This is a genomic window from Photobacterium sp. GB-50 (genome assembly GCF_003026755.1).
Classification (GTDB): Bacteria; Pseudomonadota; Gammaproteobacteria; order Enterobacterales; family Vibrionaceae; genus Photobacterium.
Genome location: NZ_PYNX01000009.1, coordinates 55,916 through 75,890 on the forward strand (window position 1 = coordinate 55,916; position 19,975 = coordinate 75,890).

The window sequence follows — 19,975 nt, forward strand, 5'->3', positions numbered from 1 at the left end:
TGGTTTTTATTTTTTTGTCATCAATAGAATAGCGCGATTACACTTCCATATATCCCATTGGCATCTCAATACGCGCGACACCTGAATCAATGGCTGCTTGTGCAACTGCTTTTGCGACACGCGGTAATAAACGTGGATCCATCGGTTTTGGAATAATATATTCTCGGCCAAATTCAAGCTGTGATACACCCGCAGCCTCAAGCACACTTTGTGGTACTGGCTCTTTCGCTAACTCTCTAATTGCATGAACGGCTGCTAATTTCATTTCATCATTAATTTGACTTGCACGCACATCCAATGCACCGCGGAAAATAAACGGGAAACATAGAACGTTATTTACTTGGTTAGGATAATCAGATCGTCCCGTTCCCATAATTAAATCATCTCTAACTTGATGAGCTAATTCAGGCTTTATTTCAGGATCAGGGTTAGAGCAAGCAAATACAATAGGGTTTTCAGCCATTAGTGCTAGCGCTTCAGGTGGTAATAAATCAGGGCCTGATACACCAACGAAAATATCGGCTCCCGCAATCACATCTTCTAATGTGCGCTTATCGGTATTGTTAGCAAATAGCTGCTTATATTCATTTATATCATCACGGCGAGTATGAATAACGCCTTTACGATCGAGCATGTAAATTTTTTCACGTTGCGCGCCACATTTGATCAAGAGCTCCATACACGCAACAGCAGCAGCTCCCGCTCCCAAACAAACAATCACCGCTTCACTAATTTCTTTACCTTGTAGCTCTAAGGCATTGATCATACCTGCAGCTGTGACAATCGCCGTACCATGCTGATCATCGTGAAACACCGGAACATTACAACGCTCAATTAAGCGCTGTTCGATCTCAAAACAATCTGGCGCTTTAATATCTTCTAAATTAATACCACCAAAAGTATCGGCAATATTTGCGACAGTATCAACGAACTCATCAATAGTGCGATGTTTGACTTCAATATCAATCGAATCAATACCTGCAAAGCGCTTAAAAAGTAATGATTTCCCTTCCATAACAGGCTTAGAAGCTAACGGGCCTAAATTACCAAGACCTAAAATAGCGGTGCCATTGGTGATCACCGCAACTATATTCCCTTTTGCGGTATATTTGTAAACGTTATCAGGATCTTGAGCGATTTCCCTTACGGGCTCAGCAACACCTGGGCTATACGCTAAAGCAAGATCTTCAACCGTATTTGCTGGCTTTGTCAGTGCAACGGCTATTTTTCCAGGAGTAGGAAGGGAATGGTAATCTAGAGCTTGTTGACGAAAATCTTCGGTCATAGTGATATTTGAGCCTCAACGCTGACATTTATAATGGCAAATTACATCTATGTGTAATTCGTATTTGTTATTAAATCATATGCCATTAAGTATTAATTTCCCAGCTGATAGCTAACAGTTATTCTTCACATATTTTATTGAGACATAAAAAAAAGGATGCTTTCGCATCCCTTTTTTCTAAATTCATCTGGCAAGTAATTACTTGCTAGTAAGCGCACCGAAACGCTTGTTGAATTTGTCAACACGGCCGCCAGAGCTAACTTGACGTTGTTTACCAGTGTAGAATGGGTGGCACTTGTCGCATACATCAAGGTTGATGTCTTTACCCATAGTAGAGTTAAATACGAAAGTGTTGCCACAAGAACAACGTGCGTTTACTGCTTTGTACTCAGGATGAATACCTTGTTTCATGGGATAACCTCAAAATAAAGGCCGTGTCGCTCTCCCGATCCAAAGCCGGGCACCACACGTCGTTAAAAAATAGCTTGTCACATTATGTGACAAATCAGGCGGCGTATAGTAATCAATCATCCGGCGGAGATCAATACAGATGCCGATTTTTCACGCGTAATTTCTTTGTACCACACCGCGTTCTTCACCTATCAGACTTAACAGCACTTATCGAGTATCACTTGGTCTGGTATTATTCAACACAAGCTCAATGACTGCAGTAAATTATGATCCCGAATATCGCTCGAGTCGCTCTCCCTATTCCCTTAGATAAAACCTTTGATTATTTAATCAAACCCAACGACCTACCTATTGTCGGCGGGCGTGTGCAGGTTCCTTTCGGGCGTCAACGTTTAATAGGTATCGTTACCGCACTGACAAATAGCTCTGAGTTTCCTATCGAACAACTAAAAGCTATTCAAAAAGTCATAGATAAAGCACCACTGTGGATGCCGCCATTATTTGATTTGCTCAAATGGGCTAGTCAGTATTATCAGTACCCACTTGGCGATACGCTGGCTAATGCAATGCCGGCATTATTGCGAAAAGGACGTGAAGCCTCACAAACCACCCTGAAATTTTGGGCATTAACAGAAGCGGGAAAATCACAACCGCTAAATGGCCTAACCCGCGCGCCCAAACAAGCCCAAATACTGCGTCTACTACAAAACGGAGCTGTCAGTCATGATGCACTATTGAGCGAAGAAGTGAGCTCTACGACCTTAAAAACGTTAGCGAATAAAGGCTGGATCATTGAACAACAGCAACAACCCAAAAGCCAAAACTGGCAGAAAAAATTTGCTGTTACTGAAGAAAAACCACGGTTAAATGAAGAACAAGCGTTAGCAATTGCCACCGTGAATAGTAACCCTGAGTTTGGCTGTTATCTTTTAGAAGGGGTAACAGGCTCAGGCAAAACAGAGGTATATCTTAATCTGCTAGAGCCAGTGCTTGCCGCAGGTAAACAAGCACTCATCTTAGTCCCTGAGATTGGCTTAACCCCTCAAACGATTAACCGCTTTCGCCGTCGTTTTAATGTGCCTTTAGAAACGGTTCACTCAGGGCTAAACGACAGCGAGCGTATGGCGGCATGGCTTGCAGGTCGAGATAATCAAGCAGGGATTATCATTGGGACGCGTTCTGCATTATTCACCCCCTTTGCAAACCTTGGCATCATCATTGTCGATGAAGAGCATGACGCGTCTTATAAACAACAAGATAGCTTACGTTATCATGCTCGCGATCTTGCCGTTATGCGCGCCAATAAAGAAAACATCCCGATTATTTTAGGCTCTGCGACACCAGCATTAGAAACCTTACATAATGCGAAAACAGGTAAGTATCATCATTTAACCTTAACTAAACGTGCGGGTAACGCCCAATTGGCGCGTCATGGCGTGATTGATGTTAAAGGTCTATATCTTGATGCTGGATTATCTGCACCACTTATCGCTGAAATGCGTAAACATTTAAATGCGGGTAATCAAGTCATGCTGTTTCTTAATCGTCGTGGTTTTTCACCTGCAATGATGTGCCATGAGTGTGGTTGGATCGCTGAATGCCATCGTTGTGATGCTTATTACACCTTACACCAGCAATCTGGAGAGCTGCGTTGTCACCATTGTGCAACTCAGCGTCCCATCATGCCGCAATGTGAGCAATGTGGTTCGACGCAATTATTGCCCGTCGGTGTTGGTACTGAGCAATTAGAAAATCAACTCGCCACCCTATTTCCTGAATTTAAGACAGTGCGCATTGATCGCGATAGCACGCGTCGTAAAGGGGCTTTAGAAAACTATCTCGAAGCAATTAAAAATAATGAGTATCAGATTTTAATTGGTACTCAAATGCTAGCAAAAGGCCACCATTTTCCAAATGTCACTTTAGTCGCCTTAATTGATGTTGATAGCGCACTGTTTAGTAACGATTTCCGCGCATCCGAACGTTTAGCACAATTGTTTATTCAAGTTGCAGGACGCGCAGGACGTGCGAGTAAACCGGGCGAAGTGTTATTGCAAACTCACCACCCAGAGCATCAACTATTACAATCATTGCTTCATAAAGGCTATGGCGTTTTCTCACAAACCGCATTAGTTGAACGCCAGCAAGCTATGTTACCGCCCTATACTCACCTTGTCTTAATACGGGCGGAAGCGAATGACAGTGATACTGTTTGCCAACTATTACAGCAAATCCGTGGCATTTTTGAATCCAGCCCCGTTTATGATCAAGATTGCTGCGTATTAGGGCCAAACCCCGCTCCTCTTGCCCGTCGTGCTGGACGTTATCGTTGGCAATTAATTTTACAAACCCCTAATCGCAAAACCTTGCAACAGATACTCAGTGTTGCCAAGCCTGCAATTCAATTACTGCCGCTGGCTAAAAAAGTACGTTGGTCGATTGATGTAGAGCCGCAAGATTTAACTTAAGACCAACAATGCGACAAAACTCACATAGTGAATGTAATTTATGCTATTTGAGGCATGTTTAATCCCGTGTATACGCTCTACAATATCAATAGTATTGACTAATATCAGTCATTTACTGCTTCGCTGGTTTCCGTCTCAGTCCTTTTGACCTCGAGCTACCAGCCGCACAATAAGAGAGATTTAGATAAAAGAGGAAAGCAATATGGCGACAATGAAGGATGTTGCCCAGCTAGCCGGAGTTTCGACTGCAACGGTTTCCCGTGCGCTAATGAACCCGGAAAAAGTATCGGCTTCAACTCGTAAAAAAGTTGAGCAGGCTGTCATGGAAGCTGGCTACTCACCTAACTCACTTGCCCGTAATTTACGTCGCAATGAGTCAAAAACGATCGTAACTATCGTCCCTGATATTTGTGATCCTTACTTCACAGAGATTATTCGTGGTATCGAAGAAGCTGCAATGGAGTACGGTTACCTTGTATTGCTGGGCGACAGTGGTCAACAAAAAAAGCGTGAAAACTCATTTGTTAATTTAGTCTTTACTAAACAAGCCGATGGTATGTTATTACTGGGTACAGACTTACCTTTTGATGTCAGTAAACCAGAACAGAAGAACCTACCCCCCTTAGTGATGGCTTGTGAGTACGCACCCGAGTTAGAGTTGCCGACCATCCATATTGATAATCTCACCGCGGCATTTGAAGCAGTTAATTATCTAACACAAATGGGTCATAAGCGTATTGCGCAAATTACCGGCCCCGACCAAGCGCCATTATCCCAGTTCCGAAATCAGGGCTATCAACAAGCACTGCGTCGTGGTGGGATTACATTAAACCCAGCCTATACGGTGAAGGGTGATTTTAGCTTTGCTGCTGGCGCACGCGCAGTTACCGCATTGTTGTCGTTACCTGAGCCACCAACCGCACTGTTCTGTCATTCCGATGTGATGGCGATTGGCGCAATGCAGCAGGCAAAACGTCTTGGTCTTCGTGTTCCTCAAGATATTTCGATTGTTGGCTTTGATGATATTCAATTTGCTGAATATTGTGATCCACCATTAACCACCGTTTCTCAACCACGCTATGAGATTGGTCGTCAAGCAATGTTGATGTTACTTGAACTACTTAAAGGCAAGGAAGTACAAGCAGGATCTCGCTTACTTGATGCGAAACTGGTGATCCGTGAAAGTGCAGCCCCACCATCTCGATAGTCATAAAAAGACTGTGAGCTTATGAAATAATCATAAGTTCACAGTTTTTACATACTATTGACCTTAACCCACACATTAATAGTGATAAAAACTAGTCAGTATCATTCCAACTTTGTAACATAGAGTTCTTTCCTTCTCTCAACATATTTGTCTATCATCGTGGCTACTAAAGATTATGTAAAACGCGGACGCTCGCCGAAACCGGCAAATAAAAAAAGCAGTCCGAGTCGAAAAAAAGCCCCCGCCTCTAGTGGATTTCCAATCAAGTGGGCGGTCACCGCTATTGTTTTAGTATTTGGACTTATTACTGGTTTATTCTTCTTATCTGGTACTGATGTTCCTGAAAAACCAGCACATAAAGATGAACCTTTAATTAGTGCAAAACCTCAATCCACTAATGAGGTTAAAAAAATCGCTAATAAAGAAGTTCTACCGCCAAAACCTGAAGAAAAATGGCGTTACATTCAAGAATTAGAAAATAAAAAAGTCATCGTGCCAGACGACTTGAAAAACCAACGTATGCAGCCAGTGGAAACAGAAACTGCAGCTAAAAAAACAGACACACCTAAACCGAAAGAGAACGCTCAAACTGCTAAGCCTGTGGTTACTGTAGACACAAAACCAAGTCCAGCCCAAAATCAGCCCGAGGCGACATCAAGTGTGCGCTTTGTATTGCAGTGTGGTGCTTACCGTAATAAATCACAAGCCGATGAACGTAAAGCAAAAATTGCATTCCAAGGCATGAATAGCCAACTTAAAATTAGCAGTGATGCAAAAGGAACCTGGTACCGTGTCGTATTAGGCCCTTACTCACAAAAAAGCAGTGCTGAAAAAGATAAAGCTAAACTACAAAATGGCGGTGTTTCACCGTGTGGTATTTGGCATTGGCAATAACTCTCCAAGGTTAGCCAAATAATCAGAAGGACGTACCTATGTACGTCCTTTTTTTATGTTAGATAAACGTAATAATAGCGACCAATTGACAGTTCATACTTGAAAAGCCTTTCTTTCATCCCCAGATCTTTTCACATTAACGTTACCGGCTATGCCGGAGCAGAACCAGAGAGGTTAACCCCGTGACAACTATTGTATCTGTACGTCGAAACGGTAAAGTCGTCATTGCTGGTGACGGCCAAGTATCACTTGGTAACACAGTAATGAAAGGCAACGCACGTAAAGTTCGCCGTCTATATAACAATAAAGTACTGGCAGGTTTTGCTGGCGGTACCGCTGATGCATTCACTCTATTTGAGCGTTTTGAGCGTAAGCTTGAGATGCACCAAGGCCACCTTCTAAAATCGGCCGTAGAACTTGCCAAAGATTGGCGTACTGATCGCGCTCTGCGTAAGCTTGAAGCCTTGTTGGCCGTTGCCGATGAAACTGGCTCACTCATCATCACTGGTAATGGTGACGTTGTGCAACCAGAGCACGACTTAATTGCGATTGGCTCTGGCGGTAATTTCGCCCAAGCCGCAGCCACAGCATTGCTAGAAAATACCGATTTAGGTGCGCGAGAAATTGCAGAGAAAGCCCTGAATATTGCTGGTGATATTTGTGTGTTCACTAACCACAATCACACCATTGAAGAATTAGAAACTAAGTAAGGAAGTTGTAATGTCTGAAATGACTCCTCGCGAAATCGTTCATGAACTTAATCGCCATATTATCGGTCAAGACAAAGCGAAACGAGCAGTTGCGATTGCACTACGTAACCGCTGGCGTCGTATGCAACTTCCTGAAGAGTTGCGTGTTGAAGTAACGCCAAAAAATATTTTAATGATCGGCCCAACTGGGGTGGGTAAAACCGAGATTGCACGCCGCTTAGCGAAACTAGCTAACGCGCCTTTCATTAAAGTAGAAGCAACAAAATTCACCGAAGTGGGTTATGTTGGTAAAGAAGTCGAAACAATCATTCGCGATCTAACTGATGTAGCAGTAAAAATGACACATCAACAGGCGACTGAGAAAGTCCGTTTCCGTGCTGAAGAATTAGCAGAAGAGCGTATTTTAGATGCCCTTCTACCACCAGCGCGTGATGCTTGGGGTCAAAATGAAGAAGCCCCTGCAGAGTCGTCGACTCGTCAATCTTTCCGTAAAAAATTACGTGAAGGCAAGCTTGACGATAAAGAAATTGAAATGGACATTGCAGCACCTCAGATGGGTGTAGAGATCATGGCGCCTCCTGGTATGGAAGAAATGACCAACCAGCTACAGGGCATGTTCCAAAACCTTGCTGGCAATACCACTAAAAAGCGCAAGATGAAAATCAAAGACGCGCTAAAAGCTGCAACCGAAGAAGAAGCGGCGAAGTTAGTCAACCAAGAAGAGCTTAAAGAACAAGCCATTCATTCGGTTGAAAACAATGGTATCGTGTTCATCGATGAAATCGATAAAATTTGTAAGCGTGGCGAGTCTTCCGGTCCTGATGTTTCTCGTGAAGGTGTGCAGCGCGACTTACTCCCATTAGTCGAAGGCAGCACAGTATCAACCAAACACGGTATGGTTAAAACAGACCACATCCTGTTTGTTGCATCAGGCGCTTTCCAAGTGGCTAAGCCATCAGATTTGATCCCTGAATTGCAAGGTCGTTTACCTATTCGCGTTGAGCTTGAAGCGCTAACAAGTCACGACTTTAAACGAATTCTGACGGAGCCAAATGCATCGCTAACAGAGCAATACAAAGCATTAATGGCAACAGAATCAGTTGAAATCGAATTCACGGCTGACGGTATCGACAGCCTAGCGGATGCGGCATGGCAAGTGAATGAGCGTACTGAGAATATCGGTGCTCGTCGTCTGCATACCGTTATGGAGCGTCTAATGGAAGAAATTTCCTATGATGCAAGCGAAAAGTCTGGTGAGAAATTCACGATTGATGCCGCATATGTTAGCGAGCGTCTTGGTGAATTCGTACAAGATGAAGATTTAAGCCGCTTTATCCTGTAATAACATTGCCTTTCAGAAATAACGGTGCCTTGCGCACCGTTTTTTTCATTTTAGCAACTATTAATGGGATAAATTTGCGCCAATCCAAATTTTCGCCATAATAGCTATTCCCTCATTATTTAAGTACCTAGATTATGAAATCATCTTCATCACTTGCTATTTGGTTAGATGCAGCAAGACCGAAAACCTTGCCACTAGCCATCGCATCAATTGTATGCGGTAGTGCAGTGGCAGGATGGCATGGAAGTTTTTCTGCTTTAATTACAGCGCTCGCTTTATTAACCGCCCTTTTGCTGCAAATTCTTTCTAACCTTGCTAATGATTACGGTGACGCTGTCAAAGGCACCGATAATGATGATCGTTTAGGACCTCAACGTGCGATTCAATCAGGATTAGTAACCCCGAAAGCCATGCGTACTGCCATGTTTGTCAACATTATTCTGACAGCAATCAGTGGCTTATCATTGATATTTTTTGCCTGTCATAATCCCCATGACATCATTGGCTTTATACTACTCGGCGCGCTAGCTATTGTTGCTTCTATTGCCTATACCGTGGGTAATAAGCCCTACGGTTACCGTGGCTTAGGTGATTTATCAGTATTAATCTTTTTTGGCTGGTTGGGTGTTGCAGGCACTTACTACCTACAAGCTGGCAACATTGATTCAGTGATAATGTTACCGGCAACGGCCTGTGGTTTGCTCGCAGTGGGCGTTCTTAATATTAATAACCTACGTGATATTGATAACGACCGAGCTTATGGTAAGCAAACTTTGGTCGTACGAATGGGACCTGAATGGGGTCGTAAATACCACCTCTTCTTATTAGCAGCCAGTGTTGTATGTTTAACGCTTTTTTCTCTATTTGAAACAAAATCGCTATTCGGATGGCTATTTTTATTGAGTGTGCCACTACTATTTAAACATGGTCGTGCTGTTTATCATTCTAAAAATGGTGAAGAACTCCGCCCAATGATGGCAACCATGGTCAAATGTGCTTTACTGACGAATTTATTGTTTGCTCTTGGGATCATCTTGTCATAATTGCGAATTGCAATGACAGATCAACTGGTTATAATTTCAACAAGGCTTACGATGAGTATCTCCTCGTTATAAGCCTTATTGATTTCCTTTCTTTTCTTTCGCTAAATAAGAAGTCCACTTATGGAATACAATACCTCTGAACTGTGTGATATCTATCTCGAACACGTTGATGTTGTTGAGCCTATGTTCAGCTCTTACGGTGGACGCAGCTCTTTTGGCGGTCAAATAACCACCATAAAATGTTTTGAAGATAACGGTGTTATTCGCCAAGTCTTAGAACAATCAGGCGTAGGGCGAGTGTTATTAATTGACGGTGGTGGTTCACTACGACGTGCATTAATTGATATCGATTTAGCTCATTTAGCGCAAGAAAATCAATGGGAAGGGCTGATTATTTATGGCTGTGTTCGCCATGTTGATGAGCTAGATGAATTAGATCTTGGTATTCAGGCGCTTGCCTCAATCCCAGTGGGCGCTGATCAACGTGATATCGGTGAGGTTGACGTTGCAGTCAATTTTGGTGGGGTGACCTTCTTACCAGAAGATCATATCTATGCTGATAATACTGGGGTTATTTTATCACCTGAGCCTCTTGATATCGATTAGACATACTGCGAGCAATCAATAAAATTACGGCCCGGTATGCTGTCGTTCCTGAAAACAACATACCAAGCCGAAAACCGAAACAGATAAACTGAAATCAGTATTATTCTACGTGTTCCATTTTGCCTAGTAGGTTGCGTACGCGCTCCTGCCATGCATTATGATCTTGACGTAGTTTTTCATTTTCTTCATTTAGACTTTCACGACCAGAGCGTAGTTCTTGCGCTTCCATCGAAAGTTGAGAGTTTTGCTCTTTTAATTCATCAATTTCCATTTGTAGAATAGAAATTGTATCAATTGCCATCTGAACTTTGGCTTCTAGTTGTTCTAACATTTCTAGAGACATATTGTTTACCTGATCTTAGCCCGTATGTTGGCTTAGTCATTAAGCCAATCACCTACGCGCGAGTTAAATTCACATTCACCTCTATTCTAACGAGGCAGCGACTATCTGACATCCACAATTCTAATGCTTTTGGGCAAACGGATGAAAATCACACAAGTCTGATATAATTTTTGCAAAGTGGATCAAATATTCGCCCACTGAGACAACCAAATACAGCGCGAAGTTCATTTTTAATCGAATCTCAGCTTTATTTGCTCTCTTCCCTGTCAAAAAAACATCAACGAATAAGCTTAACTGTCACCTAACTTACGCTTTCTTATTTATATCCTAATTTGTACACAGTGTTTAGACCCAATACCACCAATATTGCTTTTTTGTCACGATTCATTCATTGATATTCTGTCACCAAAAATAACGCTAATCATTAGCATGACCACATGCAGGATATAATAGTGGCTTGTCATCAAAACCAGAATTTATACACAGCGATTAATACGGGTTATGAACATTGCAATACAGCCCTTTATTTTGCGCAATCGTTTCACCATCCCTTATGTTAAAATCGACTCAGTTTATTTATCTAATCGATTTTATATCTGGAGTTATCATGAAACGCGATTTAGCAATGGCATTCTCACGGGTTACAGAAGGGGCGGCACTAGCGGGCCATAAATGGCTTGGTCGTGGCGATAAAAATGCTGCTGATAATGCTGCGGTAGAAGTGATGCGTATTCTACTTAATCAAACTGAAATCAATGGCGAGATCGTAATTGGTGAAGGCGAAATTGATGAAGCGCCAATGCTCTACATCGGTGAAAAGGTGGGTTGCGGTGGCGATGCTGTTGATATTGCAGTCGATCCCATTGAAGGAACACGCATGACAGCGATGGGACAAAATAATGCCCTCGCTGTATTAGCCGCGGGTGAAAAAGGAAGCTTTCTAAAGGCGCCTGATATGTACATGGAAAAACTGGTGGTTGGCCCTGCAGCAAAAGGCGTGATTGATCTTGAGAAGCCACTTGTTGATAACTTGACGGCTATTGCTAATGCTCTGGGTAAATCATTGCAAGATTTAGTGGTGATCACCCTTGCCAAGCCTCGCCACGATGAAACGATTAAGCAAATGCAAGCAATCGGTATTCGTGTCTTTGCCGTGCCTGATGGCGATGTGGCGGCGTCTATTCTAACTTGCATGCCAGATAGTGAAGTCGACGTGATGTACTGTATCGGTGGTGCGCCAGAAGGTGTTGTTTCCGCCGCCGCGATCCGTGCATTAGGCGGTGACATGCAGGCGCGTTTACTTCCTCGTCATGAGGTCAAAGGGGATACCGCAGAAAACCGCGAACTCGGTGAAATTGAGATTCGTCGTTGCCACGAAATGGGTATTAAAACCAACACATTATTGCGTATTGAAGATATGGCAAAAAGCGATAACGTGATTTTTGCAGGGACAGGTATAACCAAAGGTGACTTACTAGAAGGCATTCATCGTCAAGGTAATATCGCGACAACGGAAACCTTATTGATCCGTGGTCAATGCCGTACTATTCGTCGTATTAAGTCGACCCATTACCTTGATCGTAAAGATGACATTGTAAAATCGCACATCATCTAATTACGATATTCACATGCAAGAAAGCGTACTTCGGTACGCTTTTTTTCCCACCTCTCACTCCTAAGAAGCAAAATCAACGCAACCCGTTAGAATGGTAAAGAGATTGCTTTATTTAATGAGCTGATCCCATAATACCTAGAGAAATGAATATATAGGTAGCTATGAAAACCATCGAGAAAATCCTCTATCACTTAAAAAATGAAGGTCCTGTCACGGCAAAAGTATTGGCTGAAAAGTTCTCCGTTACTACCATGGGAATTCGTCAGCACTTACAAAGCTTAGAAGATGAAGGGCTGGTTGATTTTAACGATGTCAAAGTCAAAGTCGGACGTCCTACCCGTCATTGGCAATTAACAGAGCAAGGACATCGTCGTTTTACTGATCGTCATCATGATTTAGCCGTACACATGTTAGAGTCAGTTGAAGATCTGTTCGGAACATCAGGGCTTGAGCAAGTCATCGCAAAACGCGAACAGCAGACTTACGAACAGTATCAACAAACATTACAAACGTGCGAAACACTCAAAGAAAAGCTCGAACACCTCGCTCAATTACGTACACAAGATGGGTATATGGCAGAGCTTATAACAACGCACGATGGTTATACCTTAGTTGAAAATCACTGCCCTATTTGTCGAGCAGCACAACATTGTCCTGCGCTATGTCTCTCGGAACTTACGGTATTTAAACGCCTTCTTGGAGAAAACATCCGTATTGAACGTGAAGAACATATCATTTCAGGTCAAAGGCGCTGCACTTATCGAATAACATCATAGAATTAGGAGGCCATAATGGCTGATTGGATTCCTGCTCAAGTTATTGCAAACCGCCACTGGAATAATAATTTATTCAGTTTGTCATTAGCGGCAAACATCGAGCCTTTTAAAGCCGGGCAATTTACCAAGCTCGGCTTAGAGATTGATGGCCAAATGGTCCAACGCGCCTATTCTTTTGTTAACCCTCCCCAGCAGCCAACCATCGATATTTACGCCACAAGGGTTCAAGACGGGTTATTGTCACCACGACTCCACCAACTAGAAGAAGGCGATACAGTCTTGATCTCTGCACGCGCCAATGGCTTTTTTACTCTTGATGAGGTTCCACAAGGCGATCACCTTTGGCTACTTGCAACAGGGACGGCTATCGGTCCTTACCTGTCTATTTTGCAGCAAGGCGATGTCTGGCATCGGTTTAGAAAAATCGTCTTAGTTCATGCGGTTCGTTTTGCCGCAGATTTAAGTTATCAAGCAGAAATCACACAATTAAAGCAGCAATATGGCGATCAACTTATCGTCCAGCCTTTTGTCAGCCGAGAACCGTCTCCTCTTTGCCTGACAGGAAGGATCACTCAAGCCCTTGCAGATGGACAACTAGAGCGCCATGTCGGGCTAACATTACATCCAGAGCAAAGCCAAATTATGTTGTGTGGTAACCCTGAAATGGTAAAAGAGACTAAAAGTGTACTAGAAGCGCGAGGATTTGCTAAAAATTTACGTCGAAAACCGGGACAGATAACTATGGAGCATTACTGGTAGTTATTAACACCCGCTTAGTTGTATCAAATAGGAGATATATGCATAAAGTTGTCACTTTATCTCCTACTAATCTCACCTCTAAGGCGCCATACCCGTTATCTTTTCATATACTAAAGGTAGTTGTACGGATGGAGTTGACGATGGATACGCTACCCAATTTTGATGATATGGCAAAAATGGCAAAAGAAGATCCAGAACAATTCGAACAACTACGTCAACAATTAATAGAAGACGCAATAAACCAAGCACATGACAGCATGCAACCACGCCTAAAAGCACAACAAAGTCATATCGATCTGATTATTAGTCGTGGAAAAAACCCACTTCACACCACCATGTTGTTACGAAATGAGTTACAGCGCCAATTAGTTCGCTTTGCCGAAACCCTCCAACACCCCTATAACCAAGAAAATGCTGAGATCACGCCGATTTCATCTCATCCCAAACAATCCGAAAACACAGAGAAAAACTCTTTCTAACGCAGTTTCCTGCAAGAAATTAACTATATTTTGAAATATTTTGAAATTATGAGTTCACTTTTTACCTTGAAAAAGGTACAACCGAGCTCATTAATGATTTTGGACAGTAAAAATGAACCATTCTTGGTATATTTTTACTACATCAAGTTAAGTTAATTACATCATTTAAATTTGGAGAAAAGCTATGCGCCATCCTGTGGTTATGGGTAACTGGAAGCTAAACGGTAGCAAGGAAATGGTCTCTGGCCTTATCAAAGGTCTTGATGCAGCACTTAACGGTGTTGAAGGTGTTGATGTAGCCATCGCTCCACCAGTAATGTACTTGGATCTAGCTGAGCAGCTACTAAGCAAAGCAAACAGCAAAATCATCCTTGGTTCTCAAAACGTTGATCTACACAACAACGGCGCATTCACAGGCGATATCTCTCCTGCAATGCTTAAAGAATTCGGTGCTAGCCATATCATCATCGGTCACTCTGAGCGTCGTGAATACCACAACGAATCAGATGAGTTTGTTGCTCAAAAATTCGCATTCCTAAAAGAAAATGGCCTAACGCCAGTTCTTTGTATTGGTGAGTCAGAAGCACAAAACGAAGCTGGCGAAACGGTAGCTGTATGTGCGCGTCAACTTGACGCAGTTATCAACACTCAAGGTGTTGAAGCACTGAACGGCGCAATCATCGCTTACGAACCAATCTGGGCTATCGGTACAGGTAAAGCAGCAACTGCTGACGATGCACAACGCATCCACGCTGCTATCCGTGCTCACATCGCTGAGAAAAGTGAAGAAGTCGCTAAGAACGTTGTTATCCAATACGGCGGTTCTGTTAAGCCAGAAAACGCAGCTGCATACTTCGCACAACCAGACATCGACGGTGCTCTAGTTGGTGGCGCAGCACTTGATGCTGAAAGCTTTGCAGCTATTGCTAAAGCAGCAGCTGAAGCGAAAAACTAATCATTCTTGTTGATTAGCCTAAGAGGTCACCTACGGGTGGCCTTTTTGTTTTTATCGCAAAAAAACCGTCCTTTACCGATTTCAAGGTAATAAAAAAGGCCGATAATAATCGACCTTTTTTCTCTCTTACTGCTCGATAAATCTCTTAAAATAACTTCTCAGCTAACTCATAAAGATCGTTACGAACAGGGCGACGCATATTTTCAATTGCATCGATGATATCGTGGTGAACAAGTTGCTCACACTGAATACCTACACAACGACCACCTTCACCTTTTTGAAGAAGATCAACTGCATATGCACCCATACGAGAAGCAAGTACACGGTCAAACGCTGTTGGTTGACCGCCACGCTGAATGTGGCCCAATACTGTTGCGCGAGTTTCACGACCTGTTTCAGTTTCAATAAACTTAGCCAGTTCATTCACATCAGTCATTAGCTCTGTGATAGCAATAATTGCGTGCTTTTTACCTTTAGCAATACCTTCACGGATATGCGTTAGTAATTTTTCTTTATCTAGACCAGTTTCAGGTGTGATGATGTACTCACAACCACCAGCAATCGCAGACATTAGGGTTAAGTCACCACAATGACGCCCCATCACTTCTACAATAGAGATACGTTGGTGTGAAGATGATGTATCACGTAAACGGTCAATTGCATCGATAACCGTATTCATTGCTGTCATGTAACCGATAGTGTAATCAGTACCTGCAACGTCATTATCGATAGTGCCAGGAAGACCGATACATGGGTAACCCATCTCAGTTAACTTCTTCGCGCCCATGTATGAACCGTCACCACCAATGACTACTAATGCATCAATGCCGTGCAGTTTTAGGTTCTCAATCGCTTTTTCACGCACTTCCACTTCTCGGAATTCAGGAAAACGCGCAGAGCCTAGGAATGTACCGCCTTTGTTGATCACATCAGATACACTTTTACGATCTAGCTTTTCGATACAGTTGTTATAAAGACCTTGGTAGCCATCATAAATACCGTACACTTCTAGACCTTCAGTTAACGCTGCTCGAACTACGCCGCGAACCGCTGCATTCATACCAGGTGCGTCACCACCACTGGTCAAAACACCAATCTTCTTAATCATGGTTACCCTCTGACTTTGGGAATTGAAAATCAAATCCGACACGATTATACCGAGGTTCCCCTGCTCGATATCACAGCAACACCCGTGCTGTGCGTGTAAAAACTGAAACTTTTCTACTTACGTAGGAGTATTACAAGTTTGCAAAAATATTTAGTTGATTCATATCACGCAAGGTCGGGATTCAATCAAGCTTCTTTTTACACAAAAATTAACCTTATCTCTTTCGTTTTAAGCTGACGTTGCTACATAATCAGCCCGATTTTTCGTGTACTTGATGATCCATATGCCTATGGTGTGTTCAATATCACGCAGTATAGCCGTTTTATGATGACAATTAATAACAAAACCTACGAGAAAATACGATCATCGAGGTGATTTTTTTATGAGGGCTCTAACTCCTGAGTAAAAAATCAAAAAAAAGCCACAACAGAAGTTATGGCTTTCTTTTTTTGTCTTTATTACTCAAACACTCAGTGTGTTTTTTTCTCAAGTTTCATAAATCGCTTTTCGGCATGCTGTTGCTTTAATTCCACATATTTTGCTTTTTGCTCTGGGGTCAAAATATTCAACATTTGATGGCGCTGTTTTAATCGCTCAACACGGTGCTCGGCTTGTTTCTCTGACATACGATCGACCAATTGACGTACCGCTTGCTCATCAAAATTATCTGCCAGTACTAATTTATCGAGTGCTTTGTGATCTGTTTGCATTTCAGTGCGATTAGCCTGTCGCTCCGCTTTCATCGCTTCACGATCTTTCTCTCGTAAGGTTTTCATTTCGGCTTTTTGTGTATCAGTCAACTCTAGCTGTTTAAACAGGCCACGCTCACCATGATGCCCTTTCATACCATGTGAGTTCGGAGCTGCCATTACTGACATCGAACCTAATACCATTGGTACTGCAATCGCCATCATCATTGTTTTTTTGAACATTTTCATGCTTGTATCTCCAACTATTTGGGTGCGGCAACCTGTGCCATTGTGCTTGGTAATCATAATAACGGATCACAAGTAAAGCGTTGTCGAGTAAACGTAAAGCTACGTAAATCAATGATAACGAAACTTGGCGTTCACGCTGACATTAGCGATACTAGGCTCAAGACTTCATCACTCTCTTTATCTTTGCATAGGTTTGACCATGGCGAAAATTTTACTTGTCGATGACGACATTGAGCTCACAGCATTATTAAAAGATATTCTAGAGCTAGAAGGCTTTGATGTGATTGAAGCCAATAATGGCCAGCAAGGATTAGAAAAGGTAGATAGCAGTATCGATCTGATTTTACTTGATGTCATGATGCCAGTAATGAACGGCACTGAAATGCTACGTCGCTTACGAGAGTCCCATTCAACACCAGTGATGATGTTAACCGCTAAAGGTGATGAAATTGATCGTGTGCTTGGTCTTGAACTCGGCGCTGATGATTACCTGCCTAAACCTTTTAGCGACCGAGAATTGTTAGCGCGTATACGCGCAGTATTGCGCCGTACTCAAGCCACGAATGAAAAAACCACTGAAAAATCAGACCTACTCACCTATCAAGACATTACGATTTATCCCGGACGACAAGAGGTGCTTTGTCAGGAAATTCCAATCGAAATGACGGGCACAGAGCTCGCTTTATTAAGCTATTTTATTCAACGCCCAGGTCAGATTATTGCCAAAGAATCCTTAAGCCTAGATGTACTCGGTAAACGTTTAGCTCGTTTTGATCGCGCCATTGATATGCATGTATCCAATATTCGTAAAAAGTTGCCAGAGCGCTTAGATGGTAAGCCAAGGATTAAAACCTTACGCGGTAAAGGTTACTTATTAGTTGAGGAAGCATAATGAAATTTCCGGGGCTCACTAGCCTTTATGGCCGTATTTTTGCCATTTTCTGGTTTACCCTTTTTGTTGTCGTCGTGACAATCGTTTTGTTATTTCAACTCGATCCTCGAACAGGGCAAGCGATCCCAGAGCCTCACCTTAAGCGCCTAGAATATACCGCAGAAAATATTAACCAAAAGCTCAACACCCCACGAAACGAAACCGTTAAAAGATTGCAGCTAGAACAAAAACTCAAACGCTTAACAAAACGTAAAAATAATCATGATATCCAGATTTATTTTACGACTCTTGATGGCGACATTATCTCACCACAAAAACACACTAAAGCATTGCGTAACTTTATTACTATTGCTGATAACCCAAGTGCCCCTAAGCAACGTTTATATGGTCGCTGGATGATGGCTGGCCCCTTTACGATCAATACGCCGAAGGGTGATATTTATATGTATAGCGGTCAAATATGGCGTGGCCCTTCCCCGTTTATCATTCAAATATTGGATAAGCCATTTAAGCTCCTACTCGTGACAATGCTTGTCAGCACTCCCTTTTTGCTCTGGCTCGCTTGGGCAGTCACACGCCCAGCAAGACGTTTACAACAAGCCGCAGAGCGTGTCGCACAAGGTGAGTTTACCGCCGATCCAAATTTAGAAACCGGACCACGAGAATTTAAACAAGCTGGCGCAAGCTTTAACCAAATGGTAGGGGCATTAAATACCATGATCAGTGGACAGCAACGTTTACTGTCAGATATTTCGCATGAGTTACGCTCACCACTCACTCGTTTACGGATGGCTACCGCATTAGCTCAACGCAAACAAGGGGAAAGCCGTGAGCTAACCCGCGTTGATACTGAGGCTGAACGATTAGAAACCATGATTGGCGAATTACTTGAATTATCTAGAATGCAAGTCAATAGTCATCAACAAAATGAAAGGCTTGATAGCCAAACACTATGGTATGAGATGCTTGAAGATGCTCGCTTTGAAGCTGAACAATGCCATAAAACTTTACGTTATAACGCGCTGCAAGATTGGCCGATTAATGGTAACCCTAACCTATTGATCAGCGCACTAGAGAACGTAATACGTAACGCGATTAAATACGGCAATGACGTCATTGAAATACAGTTTACGGTTCAACAGCACCTGCTCACCATCACGATTGATGACAATGGTGATGGTGTGCCTGAAGCAGAATTAGATGATATCTTCCGGCCCTTTTACCGCGTCTCCACCGCACGAGATCGTGACAGCGGAGGCACAGGGCTTGGTTTAGCCATTACAGAAAGTGCTATTCGACAACATAGAGGAACAATTAAAGCGAATAATAGCTCCCTTGGCGGATTGAATATTACTATTACTCTGCCTCTGGCCTGTTAAGACCATTAAAGAGATACTCTTGATAAACCAGCGACACTTTTGAGCCGAAAGCGTTGCATGTCATTAAAGTGACGAGGCTTTCATACTCTATCTCCATTGGCATGACCATATTGATCATTTATTGACTTAAAATCGTCCAGATCAATATACAAAGCTAAAAACAGACACACTCTTAGTGGAAATAATCTTTATGCTTAGGCCATTTGCTTGTTTATACTGAGCTTGTCACAATGTGTTATCTTTAGCTGCTAATAAAGCGATAAATTATGTTTGATATTGCGTTATATGAACCTGAAATTGCCCCCAATACGGGTAACATTATTCGCCTCAGTGCGAACTGTGGTGCTAACTTGCATCTGATTGAACCATTAGGATTTGATTTAGACGAGAAAAAAGTACGCCGTGCTGGTTTGGATTATCATGATTTAGCGCATGTCCATCGTCATAAAGATTTTGCTGCTTTCATGCAAGCAATGGAAGGACGTCGTATTTTTGCCTGCACCACCAAAACCACTAATTTCCATACCAATGCGAAATTTAAGCAAGGTGATGTGTTACTTTTTGGCCCAGAAACTCGTGGCCTACCGGCTGAATTTATTGCCAGCCAGCCCCTTGAGCAACGCTTACGTATTCCAATGCAACCCGACAGCCGCAGCTTAAACCTTTCCAATGCAGTTGCGATTATTGCGTTTGAAGCATGGCGACAAATGGATTTTAACGGCGCAGTATAAAACAGAAAAAGGCGATCAATGATCGCCTTTTCTT

At 42.6% G+C, this 19,975-nt stretch carries 21 protein-coding genes; 15 read left to right on the forward strand and 6 right to left on the reverse strand.

The annotated features are described in order from the left end of the window. Window positions 1-37: 37 nt before the first annotated feature. Together C9J41_RS12910 and rpmE are read right to left on the reverse strand one after the other, a co-directional pair. A complete protein-coding gene (locus C9J41_RS12910; protein WP_107247094.1) occupies window positions 38-1,285 on the reverse strand; it encodes a malic enzyme-like NAD(P)-binding protein in 1,248 nt (415 codons plus the stop codon). A gap of 198 nt (window positions 1,286-1,483) precedes the next feature. Continuing rightward, window positions 1,484-1,696: a 50S ribosomal protein L31 gene (rpmE, locus tag C9J41_RS12915; RefSeq protein ID WP_105061118.1), complete on the reverse strand. Its 213-nt coding sequence runs from the start codon at window positions 1,694-1,696 to the stop codon at window positions 1,484-1,486. 266 nt (window positions 1,697-1,962) lie between these two features. Between rpmE and priA the strand changes: the two genes are divergently transcribed. From priA to rraA, 7 genes are all read left to right on the forward strand, one after another. Continuing rightward, window positions 1,963-4,164, forward strand: a complete 2,202-nt coding sequence (gene priA / locus C9J41_RS12920) for a primosomal protein N' (protein WP_107294672.1) — start codon at window positions 1,963-1,965, stop codon at window positions 4,162-4,164. A 184-nt stretch (window positions 4,165-4,348) separates the two neighbouring features. Further along, window positions 4,349-5,371: a DNA-binding transcriptional regulator CytR gene (gene cytR / locus C9J41_RS12925; protein ID WP_289844205.1), complete on the forward strand. Its 1,023-nt coding sequence runs from the start codon at window positions 4,349-4,351 to the stop codon at window positions 5,369-5,371. Window positions 5,372-5,530: 159 nt separating this feature from the next. After that, window positions 5,531-6,265 carry an SPOR domain-containing protein gene (locus C9J41_RS12930; protein WP_107294673.1) on the forward strand — a complete coding sequence of 245 codons (735 nt, stop codon included), beginning with the start codon at window positions 5,531-5,533 and terminating at the stop codon, window positions 6,263-6,265. 182 nt (window positions 6,266-6,447) lie between these two features. After that, window positions 6,448-6,975 (forward strand): ATP-dependent protease subunit HslV, encoded by a 528-nt coding sequence (gene hslV, locus C9J41_RS12935; RefSeq protein ID WP_005371875.1) that lies wholly within the window; start codon window positions 6,448-6,450, stop codon window positions 6,973-6,975. A 10-nt stretch (window positions 6,976-6,985) separates the two neighbouring features. Continuing rightward, window positions 6,986-8,317, forward strand: a complete 1,332-nt coding sequence (hslU, locus tag C9J41_RS12940; protein WP_107207479.1) for an HslU--HslV peptidase ATPase subunit — start codon at window positions 6,986-6,988, stop codon at window positions 8,315-8,317. A gap of 134 nt (window positions 8,318-8,451) precedes the next feature. Next, window positions 8,452-9,360: a 1,4-dihydroxy-2-naphthoate polyprenyltransferase gene (locus C9J41_RS12945; RefSeq protein ID WP_107294674.1), complete on the forward strand. Its 909-nt coding sequence runs from the start codon at window positions 8,452-8,454 to the stop codon at window positions 9,358-9,360. 120 nt (window positions 9,361-9,480) lie between these two features. Continuing rightward, window positions 9,481-9,966, forward strand: a complete 486-nt coding sequence (rraA, locus tag C9J41_RS12950) for a ribonuclease E activity regulator RraA (protein WP_107207477.1) — start codon at window positions 9,481-9,483, stop codon at window positions 9,964-9,966. 100 nt (window positions 9,967-10,066) lie between these two features. Here the strand turns inward: rraA and zapB are convergent, their stop codons facing one another. Then, entirely contained in the window at window positions 10,067-10,309 is a 243-nt protein-coding gene (zapB, locus tag C9J41_RS12955; RefSeq protein WP_107207476.1) for a cell division protein ZapB, read from the reverse strand. A gap of 607 nt (window positions 10,310-10,916) precedes the next feature. Between zapB and glpX the strand changes: the two genes are divergently transcribed. The 5 genes from glpX to tpiA all read left to right on the forward strand — a co-directional run bounded on the left by glpX (window position 10,917) and on the right by tpiA (window position 14,893). Beyond that, window positions 10,917-11,924, forward strand: coding sequence for a class II fructose-bisphosphatase (gene glpX / locus C9J41_RS12960; RefSeq protein WP_107207475.1), 1,008 nt, complete (start codon window positions 10,917-10,919; stop codon window positions 11,922-11,924). A 161-nt stretch (window positions 11,925-12,085) separates the two neighbouring features. Further along, entirely contained in the window at window positions 12,086-12,700 is a 615-nt protein-coding gene (locus C9J41_RS12965; protein WP_107207474.1) for a metalloregulator ArsR/SmtB family transcription factor, read from the forward strand. Window positions 12,701-12,715: 15 nt separating this feature from the next. After that, entirely contained in the window at window positions 12,716-13,459 is a 744-nt protein-coding gene (locus C9J41_RS12970; RefSeq protein WP_107247088.1) for a ferredoxin--NADP reductase, read from the forward strand. A 140-nt stretch (window positions 13,460-13,599) separates the two neighbouring features. Then, window positions 13,600-13,938 (forward strand): DUF3135 domain-containing protein, encoded by a 339-nt coding sequence (locus C9J41_RS12975; RefSeq protein ID WP_107207472.1) that lies wholly within the window; start codon window positions 13,600-13,602, stop codon window positions 13,936-13,938. 184 nt (window positions 13,939-14,122) lie between these two features. Next, a complete protein-coding gene (tpiA, locus tag C9J41_RS12980; RefSeq protein ID WP_105061127.1) occupies window positions 14,123-14,893 on the forward strand; it encodes a triose-phosphate isomerase in 771 nt (256 codons plus the stop codon). Window positions 14,894-15,038: 145 nt separating this feature from the next. Here the strand turns inward: tpiA and pfkA are convergent, their stop codons facing one another. Both pfkA and C9J41_RS12990 read right to left on the reverse strand, forming a co-directional pair. Beyond that, window positions 15,039-16,001, reverse strand: a complete 963-nt coding sequence (gene pfkA / locus C9J41_RS12985; protein ID WP_107207471.1) for a 6-phosphofructokinase — start codon at window positions 15,999-16,001, stop codon at window positions 15,039-15,041. Between the two features lie 470 nt (window positions 16,002-16,471). Beyond that, window positions 16,472-16,939 (reverse strand): Spy/CpxP family protein refolding chaperone, encoded by a 468-nt coding sequence (locus tag C9J41_RS12990; protein ID WP_105061129.1) that lies wholly within the window; start codon window positions 16,937-16,939, stop codon window positions 16,472-16,474. 199 nt (window positions 16,940-17,138) lie between these two features. Between C9J41_RS12990 and C9J41_RS12995 the strand changes: the two genes are divergently transcribed. After that, a complete protein-coding gene (locus tag C9J41_RS12995) occupies window positions 17,139-17,831 on the forward strand; it encodes a response regulator (RefSeq protein WP_107207470.1) in 693 nt (230 codons plus the stop codon). Beyond that, complete coding sequence (cpxA, locus tag C9J41_RS13000; RefSeq protein WP_107260623.1) at window positions 17,831-19,210, forward strand: envelope stress sensor histidine kinase CpxA; 1,380 nt, start codon at window positions 17,831-17,833, stop codon at window positions 19,208-19,210. The genes C9J41_RS12995 and cpxA overlap by 1 nt, the downstream gene beginning before the upstream one ends. Window positions 19,211-19,290: 80 nt before the next feature. Here cpxA and C9J41_RS22180 read toward each other — a convergent pair whose 3' ends face one another. Then, a complete protein-coding gene (locus tag C9J41_RS22180) occupies window positions 19,291-19,380 on the reverse strand; it encodes a diguanylate cyclase domain-containing protein (RefSeq protein ID WP_107247081.1) in 90 nt (29 codons plus the stop codon). A 96-nt stretch (window positions 19,381-19,476) separates the two neighbouring features. Between C9J41_RS22180 and C9J41_RS13010 the strand changes: the two genes are divergently transcribed. Next, on the forward strand, window positions 19,477-19,941 hold the full coding sequence (locus C9J41_RS13010; protein ID WP_107247079.1) for a tRNA (cytidine(34)-2'-O)-methyltransferase: 465 nt from the start codon (window positions 19,477-19,479) through the stop codon (window positions 19,939-19,941). The last annotated feature ends 34 nt before the right edge of the window (window positions 19,942-19,975 follow it).

Coding starts and splice junctions, on each gene's coding strand:
- cpxA (WP_107260623.1), top strand. CDS start 17,831: ATGAAATTTCCGGGGCTCACTAGCCTTTATGGCCGTATTTTTGCCATT.
- priA (WP_107294672.1), top strand. CDS start 1,963: ATGATCCCGAATATCGCTCGAGTCGCTCTCCCTATTCCCTTAGATAAA.
- C9J41_RS12945 (WP_107294674.1), top strand. CDS start 8,452: ATGAAATCATCTTCATCACTTGCTATTTGGTTAGATGCAGCAAGACCG.
- C9J41_RS12990 (WP_105061129.1), bottom strand. CDS start 16,939: ATGAAAATGTTCAAAAAAACAATGATGATGGCGATTGCAGTACCAATG.
- C9J41_RS12910 (WP_107247094.1), bottom strand. CDS start 1,285: ATGACCGAAGATTTTCGTCAACAAGCTCTAGATTACCATTCCCTTCCT.
- glpX (WP_107207475.1), top strand. CDS start 10,917: ATGAAACGCGATTTAGCAATGGCATTCTCACGGGTTACAGAAGGGGCG.
- C9J41_RS12975 (WP_107207472.1), top strand. CDS start 13,600: ATGGATACGCTACCCAATTTTGATGATATGGCAAAAATGGCAAAAGAA.
- C9J41_RS12970 (WP_107247088.1), top strand. CDS start 12,716: ATGGCTGATTGGATTCCTGCTCAAGTTATTGCAAACCGCCACTGGAAT.
- C9J41_RS12995 (WP_107207470.1), top strand. CDS start 17,139: ATGGCGAAAATTTTACTTGTCGATGACGACATTGAGCTCACAGCATTA.
- pfkA (WP_107207471.1), bottom strand. CDS start 16,001: ATGATTAAGAAGATTGGTGTTTTGACCAGTGGTGGTGACGCACCTGGT.
- C9J41_RS12965 (WP_107207474.1), top strand. CDS start 12,086: ATGAAAACCATCGAGAAAATCCTCTATCACTTAAAAAATGAAGGTCCT.
- tpiA (WP_105061127.1), top strand. CDS start 14,123: ATGCGCCATCCTGTGGTTATGGGTAACTGGAAGCTAAACGGTAGCAAG.
- zapB (WP_107207476.1), bottom strand. CDS start 10,309: ATGTCTCTAGAAATGTTAGAACAACTAGAAGCCAAAGTTCAGATGGCA.
- C9J41_RS13010 (WP_107247079.1), top strand. CDS start 19,477: ATGTTTGATATTGCGTTATATGAACCTGAAATTGCCCCCAATACGGGT.
- rpmE (WP_105061118.1), bottom strand. CDS start 1,696: ATGAAACAAGGTATTCATCCTGAGTACAAAGCAGTAAACGCACGTTGT.
- hslU (WP_107207479.1), top strand. CDS start 6,986: ATGTCTGAAATGACTCCTCGCGAAATCGTTCATGAACTTAATCGCCAT.
- rraA (WP_107207477.1), top strand. CDS start 9,481: ATGGAATACAATACCTCTGAACTGTGTGATATCTATCTCGAACACGTT.